This window comes from Thiocapsa sp. UBA6158 (assembly GCF_002423035.1).
GTDB lineage: Bacteria > Pseudomonadota > Gammaproteobacteria > Chromatiales > Chromatiaceae > Thiocapsa.
Genome location: NZ_DIUM01000051.1, coordinates 1 through 7605, shown reverse-complemented (window position 1 = coordinate 7605; position 7605 = coordinate 1). Strand labels below are relative to the sequence as shown.

Annotated in this window: 7 protein-coding genes and 1 pseudogene; 2 read left to right on the top strand and 6 right to left on the bottom strand. The window is 64.2% G+C overall.

The window, feature by feature from the left end:
* Window positions 1-274: 274 nt before the first annotated feature.
* The 5 genes and pseudogenes from B4N44_RS07765 to B4N44_RS07745 all read right to left on the bottom strand — a co-directional run bounded on the left by B4N44_RS07765 (window position 275) and on the right by B4N44_RS07745 (window position 5243).
* Window positions 275-952, bottom strand: a complete 678-nt coding sequence (locus B4N44_RS07765) for a precorrin-8X methylmutase (protein WP_296698914.1) — start codon at window positions 950-952, stop codon at window positions 275-277.
* Window positions 942-1733 (bottom strand): sirohydrochlorin chelatase, encoded by a 792-nt coding sequence (locus tag B4N44_RS07760; RefSeq protein WP_296698912.1) that lies wholly within the window; start codon window positions 1731-1733, stop codon window positions 942-944. The genes B4N44_RS07765 and B4N44_RS07760 overlap by 11 nt, the downstream gene beginning before the upstream one ends.
* Before the next feature lie 140 nt (window positions 1734-1873).
* Window positions 1874-2329, bottom strand: a pseudogene (locus B4N44_RS07755) (aminotransferase class V-fold PLP-dependent enzyme); the annotation flags it as partial.
* A 161-nt stretch (window positions 2330-2490) separates the two neighbouring features.
* A complete protein-coding gene (locus B4N44_RS07750) occupies window positions 2491-3465 on the bottom strand; it encodes a universal stress protein (RefSeq protein WP_296698909.1) in 975 nt (324 codons plus the stop codon).
* 50 nt (window positions 3466-3515) lie between these two features.
* Window positions 3516-5243, bottom strand: coding sequence for a potassium/proton antiporter (locus tag B4N44_RS07745; protein ID WP_296698907.1), 1728 nt, complete (start codon window positions 5241-5243; stop codon window positions 3516-3518).
* Between the two features lie 194 nt (window positions 5244-5437).
* Here B4N44_RS07745 and B4N44_RS07740 point away from each other — a divergent pair, with 194 nt between their 5' ends.
* Window positions 5438-5998, top strand: a complete 561-nt coding sequence (locus B4N44_RS07740; protein ID WP_296698904.1) for a hypothetical protein — start codon at window positions 5438-5440, stop codon at window positions 5996-5998.
* A 74-nt stretch (window positions 5999-6072) separates the two neighbouring features.
* Here B4N44_RS07740 and glpQ read toward each other — a convergent pair whose 3' ends face one another.
* Window positions 6073-7092 (bottom strand): glycerophosphodiester phosphodiesterase, encoded by a 1020-nt coding sequence (glpQ, locus tag B4N44_RS07735; RefSeq protein WP_296698900.1) that lies wholly within the window; start codon window positions 7090-7092, stop codon window positions 6073-6075.
* Between the two features lie 279 nt (window positions 7093-7371).
* On the opposite strand from glpQ, the gene B4N44_RS07730 reads away from it, so the two are divergent.
* The coding region (locus B4N44_RS07730; RefSeq protein WP_296698897.1) for a hypothetical protein at window positions 7372-7605 on the top strand (234 nt) is incomplete at its 3' end.

Genomic DNA, 7605 nt, shown 5'->3' with positions numbered 1-7605 from the left:
AAGGTGTAACTGCTCTTTTTAGGTTCATTGGTGTCGGATGGCCTCGTTCATCAGCCGGCCGAGAGGCGACGTGGCGCGGAGCGCCAAAAGACGCGTGAAACCGCTTGAGCAGTGTCATGAGTTCCCCGGCGGGTTGGGTGGCGTTCGTGCGGGCCACGCACCCTGGGCTTGTGCAACGAATTGTTCTCATTCTCCTAAACCGCGTCACGCCGAGATCATTCATCGCAGAGAGTTGATTCCATCTTCAAACCAACCCGATTGCTGAAGACGCGGTTTAGCTCAGGATCATGAGTGCATTCAGCGCCGCAACCACCAGCGTCGACCCGCCTTTGCGGCCCTGCACGGCGATCCAAGGCACCGTCTCGACACGCATCAGGAGATCTTTCGACTCGGCTGCGGCAACGAATCCGACCGGCATCCCGATCACAAGCGCCGGGCGGACATCCTCGGACTCGATCAGCCGAATGACCTCCAGGAGGGCGGTCGGCGCGTTGCCGATGCCGACGACGGCACCGTCCAACAGACCCTCACGTGCGGCCCGGCGCATGGCCTGCGTGGCGCGGGTCGTGTCTTCGGCGCGTGCGCGTGCAATCACTTCGGGGTCATCGATGAACTGATACGCCTTCACGCCGAGTGGCGACATGCGTGTCTTCGAGACGCCGGCGCGGATCATCTCCACATCGCAGACGATGGGGGTGGCGCGTTTGAAGGCTGCGCAGCCGGCGGCGATCGCGTCGGGGTGGAAACGCGTCAGCCCGTTGAAGTCGAAATCGCCACTCGCGTGGATGAGGCGTCTGACCAGTGTCCACTGCGCCGGGTCGTAGACGTGGCTCCCGGCTTCCGCATCGATGATGGCGAAGGATCCTTCCTCGATGCGAGCACCTGCCGCGGTCAAAAGGGCGCCGCCGGTCTCCGCGGAGCCGGGCGCCGGGCTGCTCGGGTCAGTGCTCATGGTCATGGTGTGCCGCCAGCGCATAAGCGCAGCCGTCGCAGGGCAGCAGCGCAGTGCCGTCGCGGCACTGCGTCAGGCGCAGATCCAGAAGATCCATCAACTGCTCGTGCGGGCCGATATAGCCGGCCTGTGCGAACACGCGCGTCGGGTACTGTTGGCGCAATCGGCCGACTTGGCGGCTGATGCGCTGGATGAGTCGTCCGGTGAAGAGATAGTAGGGCAGGACGATGATCTGGCTGGCGCCGAGCAGGTCGAGCCGCTGCACGGCCTGTTCGAGCCGCGGAAAGCTGATGCCGGTGAAGGCGATCTCGACGCGTTCGTGGTCGGTCGTCTCGTAGAGCCAGTGGGCCATCTTGGCCACTTCGCCGGTGGATTCGATATCCGATGCCCCGCGTGCGAGCAAAACCACGCCGGTGGTGCGCGGATCCGGCATGTCGAGCTCGGCCATCGCCTGATGGAGACGATGACGCAGAGCCCTCAGTAGTTGATCCGAGGTGCCGAGCGCATGCCCGTAGCGGAACTCCACCTCCGGATGGCGCCGGCGTGCGGCAGCGATCGCCTGCGGGATATCGCCCTTGACGTGACCTGCGGCGTTGAGGATCAAGGGCAGGACCAGCACCCGCCTGTCGCCTGATGCAGTGCCCGACCCAATACCCGAGCCGGCCGCAGTGGCTGCGCGATCCAAGCCAGCGTCGAGCAGGACGGGTGCATGCTCGATCCAGCAGACCTGAATCTCGACCTCGGGGTGGCGCATCCGCCAAGCCTCGGTGAAGGCCTCCACCTCGGCGTTGCCCTAGTTCCCCGGGTCACGGGCACCATGGCCGACGAGCAGCACGACTTCGTTTTTCATCGTTGCGCGGATCCTATGAAGCTGATGGATCGCGCATGGTGCCAGAGCTTACGCAGGAGCGCAGCCTAATTGAAGTAGTTGTGCACGGCGGCGAGGATGCCTTGTTCGAGCCGATCGCGCATGGCCCACGCCTTGGTCTTCTCGTCGTCGATGTGTTCCATCGCCATCTCGCAGGCCTTGCCGAGTCCGACGATGGAGGTGCTTTTCGCCAGCTCCGCCATCTCCTGAACCGGGAAGAACGTGCCGGATTCGTTGTTCGCCCACATCACCGAGACGATGGCGACACGCTCCGAGAGCAGATTCATGTACTGCTGGATATCCAGCAGGCCCTTGCCGTCGACGGTGAGTTAATGGACCTTGTCGCCCTCGGTCTCCAGGTGCCGACAGAGCGAGAGGATCGCCGCCTGCAGTGCCTCGCGACCCATCACCGAGCAGTGCATCTTCTCGGCCGGCAGCCCGTGGAGATAGTCGGCGATGTCCGGGTTGGTGACCTCGAGTGCCTCGTTGAGCGTCATGCCCTTGAAGAGGATCCCGAACGGGAGCTGTATCTGGTGCGGTTCGAAGGGGAGGGCGCCGAGCTCGGGCCGCCCGCGGGCTGTTGGCCGGAGGAACTCGGCACGGTGTCGAAGCGGACGCCGGCGGAGGCGGACTAAGCACCCGCCGTGTAGCGGGCGCGGTTGGCCCGCGCTCAGCCCTCCAGCGCAACCGATGTGACGAATCCGGGTGGCTTGATCGCGAGCACCGAACAATCAACCTGCTGCAGGATGGTCTCCGCGGTGTTGCCCATGAGCAATCCGGGGATACCGCCACGACCGACCGTGCCCATCACGACAAGATCGACACCGAGCTTGCGCGCGAGCACCGGGATCTTCTTTCGTGCCTCTCCGCGCACCAGGTGCGTTTTCGGTTTCAGATAGTCCAGCGCATCGGCTCCCAGGATCCCGGTGACCTCTTGCAGGAGAGCGGCCAGATAGGATGCATGGCGCTCTCGGACCTGGTCGACATAGACCGCAACCTCGGTTTCCGGTGTACTGACGACGGTCCCGCGAAGGAGGATCTCGCCGATCGCATCCCAGACATGGACGACATACAGATCGGCGAATTCCGACAGTGCCAGAGTCCCCGCGATCTCCAGGATCCGGAGGTTCATCGCATGCCGCATCTCCTCCGGTCGGAGGCTGTCGTCCACATCCACTGCCGCCAGGATCCGTTGAAACGACCCGGATCCCTTGCACTTGATGGCCCAGACCGGACAGGGACACTGTCGCAGCAGGTTCATGTCGTCGCTGCCGAACAAGCGGCCGAACCAGCCAGCATCCTCCGGCGGGCGGATCACCAGATCATGCTTGCTGCGCAGGACTTCCCGAATAATCTCGAGGTAAGGCGTGCCCGTGAGCACCTTCACCCGGATGTCCAGTCGCGGCGCGTAGGGTTTGATCAGCGCATCCAGTCGGCACAGGTGCTGCTTCGCCGCTGCAGACTGTAGGTCTTCCGCGGTCGCGCCGCCGTCGCGCAGGCGGAACCCGGCGCTCAGGCGCGGAATCACGTCGACCACGGTGAGCTCGGCCTGATTGTTTTCGGCCAGCAGGACCGCGCGTTCCAAGGCGGGCCTGCAGGTCTTCTCGGGATCCGCGACGAAGAGGATGTTCCTGAAGCGTTTCATCTCAGACTCCTGTTCGGCTCATGGTACGGCATGCATTCCGGACGGCTGCATCACTGCAGATGCGTCGGAATGCGCAGACCGACCTGATGAATGGTGTCACCCCGAATGTCGCGGATAACCAGCTCGAGTTTCCCCAAACGAACCCGATCCCCGACGACCGGCAGCTCGTCGAGCTTGGCACACATGAATTGCTCCAGGGTCAGGCCTTCCATCCCGTCCTCTACGGGCTGACCGTACTGCGCCGCGACCGCACCGAGGGGCGCACTGCCGTTTAGGATGAAATCGCCGTAGAACACCCGCTCGTCGAGGAATGCGGGTGCATCGCGGGACACCAGTAGATCGCCGAGCGTCGCGCTGTCTGCGTCCTTGGCGACCAGATAGAGCCAGTCTCCGGGGGTCAATGGACCCGCGACCTCCGGCATGAGTGTGCGACCGTCGCGCAGCACCGCCACGGCCCAGGCATCGCCGGGATGGTGCAGCTCGTCAGCCCGACGTCCGAGTGCGCGGGTGCTCGTACCCAGATGGTAGCCCAGGATGGCGTGACCGTCCGCCGGTCGGGGTGTCAGCTCCAGGCGCTCGTCCGGCCCCGGTTTCGCCGGCACCTCGAGCCTGAGTCGCCGCGCCAAGCGTGGAATCGTCCAGCCCTGCACGGTGAGCGAGATCAGCACGACGAAAAAGGCCAGATCCAGGATCAGCTCAGCTTGCGCGATACCCGCCAGCAACGGGAACAGCGCCAGGATGATCGGCACTGCCCCGCGCAATCCGACCCAAGCGATGAAGAGTTGCTCGCGCCAGGGAAACCGAAAGGGGATCAAGCAGACTGCAACCGCGATGGGTCGGGCAACGAACATCAGGGCCAAGGCGATTGCGAAGGCGGCCGGCGCATCGGCGATCAGGGCGGTGGGGGTTGCCAGGAGGCCCAGCATCAGGAACATGGCGATCTGTGCCAGCCAGGCAAAACCGTCGTGCACTTGGAGGATGTTGTGCGATTCACGCGGCGCGCGGTGTCTGAGCACGACCCCGATCAGATAGATCGCCAGAAAGCCGCTGCCGCCCAGCACCGTGGTCAAACCATAGACCGCGAGCCCTCCGGCGAGTATCAGGAGCGGGTACATCCCGCGTTCGAGCGACAACCGGTTGGTCAGCCAATCCAGCGCGTAGCCTCCGGCGATGCCCGCGACCAACCCCATGCCCATCTGTTGTACGAACAGCGGCAGGACGTCCAGATTCGGCACCCAGTGCCCGGAGACCAACAGCTCGATGACCGCGATCGTCAGGAAGACCGCCATGGGGTCGTTGCTGCCGGATTCCATTTCCAGCGTGGCTGTGACCCGTTCCTTGAGCTGCAGACCACGGGCGCGGAGCAAGGCAAACACCGCGGCGGCGTCGGTGGAGCCCACCACTGCGCCCACCAGCAAGCCTTCAAGCAGGCCGAGATCCAACAGCCAAGCGGCAAACAGGCCTACGACCACGCAGGTGATCACCACGCCCAGGGTCGCCAGGACGAACGCGGGACGCAGGCTGGTGCGAAAGGTTTCCGAGCGGGTGTTCAGACCGCCGTCGAGCAGAATGACCGCCAGCGTCACGCTGCCTACGGCATAGGCGATGCCGACATCGTTGAAGACGATGCCGCCGGGCCCGTCTTCGCCGGCCAGCATGCCGACCGCCAGGAAGACCAGGAGCAAGGGCATGCCGATCCGATACGAGAGCGCACTGGCGAGGATCGCCACCAGCAAGAGGGCTCCGGCGATCAGGACAAACTGGTCGATGTCGGTCATGCTTGGTTATACCGGTCCAACTGGCTCACTTTGATTGCGATCCTGTACGCTGCATTGACGCCGTGGCGGATCCTCGTCTATGGATGATGATATACCGAGCGCATGCCGTGTCGGCGCTTCGGCGCTCGACACATCCGGCTCTCGTCACGAAACCGCCGAGCAACATCCTTCCAACACCTTTGGTCTCCACGCCCATGAAGCCCATACGAGAAGAGATCGATCTGAGGTTTGACGTCCACTCGGTCGAGCGTTTGCTCGATCGCGACGGTTCCCCGTTGGTTGACCCCCGGATCCACCCCGAGGTCGCTCGTGCAATTCGGGCGGAGGCGGCCGGCCATCCGAAAGGCTCGCGATTCCGGATCAGGGTCGGTGTCCCGAGCGCTGACCTGGGTCGCGTCGACGAGGTACGTCACGCGCTTCGAAGCCATTTTCGCGAGGAATCCGCGGATGCGGATGAAGAGATCCGCGGGCTGGCCTACAAGGGTCGCTGGACCTTCCTGGTCGCCTTCCTGGTCGTCGGACTTGTCATCTTGGTCAACGAGGCGATCGTGTACTGGTTCGAGGGGCGTTTCATCACGGTGCTGAGCGAGAGTCTCATCATCGTGGCTTGGGTGACCCTATGGGGCCCGGCCGAGACCTTGTTGTTCTCCCATTTTCCCGTGAGGCGGGCGCGTGATTTGGCGTGCTCGCTCGCCTCGGCCGCGGTGACCCTGGAGGTCACGCAGATGGATCCGACTCCTCGGCGCACGTCCTGAGAAGACAGACCCTCTGTCCATGACGAGGGCAGTGGACGTCGATGCAGGCGCCCGAGTTCGAGCACGGCCGCCGTCTATTCCGCTTGATGCCTGCCGATGAACCGATTTCTCAAGTGAACGGCAACGTCTGGATGGTCGGTGAAGATCCCGTCGACACCTTGATCGACAAGGAAGAAGTGCAGGAGCGCCTCGAAGTCGCCGAAGCCTTCGGGGAGTGCGTCGCTGCGAAAGGTGTAGGGGTGGACGAGGAGTCCCGCGGCATGGGCGTCGGCGACCAAGCGTGTGGCCCGGTGGGTATGGGTTTCGTCCGTGCCCCGGTGGATTTGGCCGATCCAGGGGCCGATCCCCCGGGCGTACTCGGCGACGGTTGCCAGGCCCTCGGGTGTGCGCATCCGCTCGAAGTCGACCGGCAGATCTTCGGGTGACCAGTCCTTCTCGCCGATGAGTTGAATCAAGGCGATGCGCGTGCCGATCTCCTCGCGCAGACGCTTGAGGGTGTCGGGTTCGAAGCATTGGATGTAGACAGGGTCTTCCGGGCCGCGATAGCCGGCCCGATCCAGCTCGCGCATCAGGATCGGTACGGGATCCAGGCCCTCGGCGAGATGCCACGCGGGATGTTTCAACTCCACATAAATCCCCGCCCTCCGTCCGGTCGATCGGTTCAGGCCGCGGATCAGTCGCAGCTCTGCCTCGAGGGTGTGGATCCGGAACAGATCGGCCTCGGGCGGAAACCGCTCGGAAAAAACCGGTTGGCTGGTGGCGGGGTCAAGCCGTTCGTGCAGGCGCAGACTGCGGATCTCGGCCAGGCTGAAATCGATCGCATACCAGCGCCCGTCGTCACGCGCGCGGTCGGGAAAGCGCCGAGCGACGTCGGTGATGTTCTCCAGGTAGAGATCGTGAAGAACGATCGCCTGAGCGTCGCGGGTGAGAACGACATCCTGCTCCAGAAAGTCAGCGCCCATGGCGTGCGCCATGGCCTTAGCCTCCAAGGTGTGCTCGGGAAGGTATGCGGAGGCGCCGCGGTGGGCGATGACGATGGGGACTCGAGCCGCGTGCGGCGCGGCATTGGGCAGGGCAGCTGTGGTCGGTGTCATCGCGATGGCCATCGGCAAGAGTCAACGGAGTACTCGGCGCAGCATCGGGCAAGTCTCCAAAGGCAGGATGGGCCGGCCGGCGATGCGGCGCCTTGACCGTCGCGGAAGGTCGCGGCTAACCTCATTGCGGTTGATCCGAACCCTGCCGGTGCCCGTCGCCGATGGTCTTACGACGTCGGGTCGCGGCGAGAACCGAGCACGCTGGCCGCGTCCAGGCCAAAACAGCGATACCCCGAGTGTGACTCCCTCACGATCTGTCTCCCGATCATTCTGCTCCTGTTGCCGTCCATCGCGCCGGCAGCGGACGAGGGTGGTTACCGGCTGGGCTTTCTGCAGATCCTCGGCCTCTTTGTGGTGACGCTTGGGCCTCTGAAGATGATCGCGCCGTTCGGACGCGTCACGTCAAGGCTGACGCAGGCTGCGCTGCGTCGGCTCGCGTTCGAGAGTGTACTGATCGGAACCTGCGCAGTCGTCCCGTCGCCCTTCATCCTAGATCCGGCAGTTGAACGGCCC

Excerpts from the sequence above, each read along its gene's own strand:
- B4N44_RS07765 (WP_296698914.1), bottom strand. The coding sequence starts at position 952 with ATGAGCACTGACCCGAGCAGCCCGGCGCCCGGCTCCGCGGAGACCGGC.
- B4N44_RS07750 (WP_296698909.1), bottom strand. The coding sequence starts at position 3,465 with ATGAAACGCTTCAGGAACATCCTCTTCGTCGCGGATCCCGAGAAGACC.
- B4N44_RS07745 (WP_296698907.1), bottom strand. The coding sequence starts at position 5,243 with ATGACCGACATCGACCAGTTTGTCCTGATCGCCGGAGCCCTCTTGCTG.
- B4N44_RS07740 (WP_296698904.1), top strand. The coding sequence starts at position 5,438 with ATGAAGCCCATACGAGAAGAGATCGATCTGAGGTTTGACGTCCACTCG.
- glpQ (WP_296698900.1), bottom strand. The coding sequence starts at position 7,092 with ATGACACCGACCACAGCTGCCCTGCCCAATGCCGCGCCGCACGCGGCT.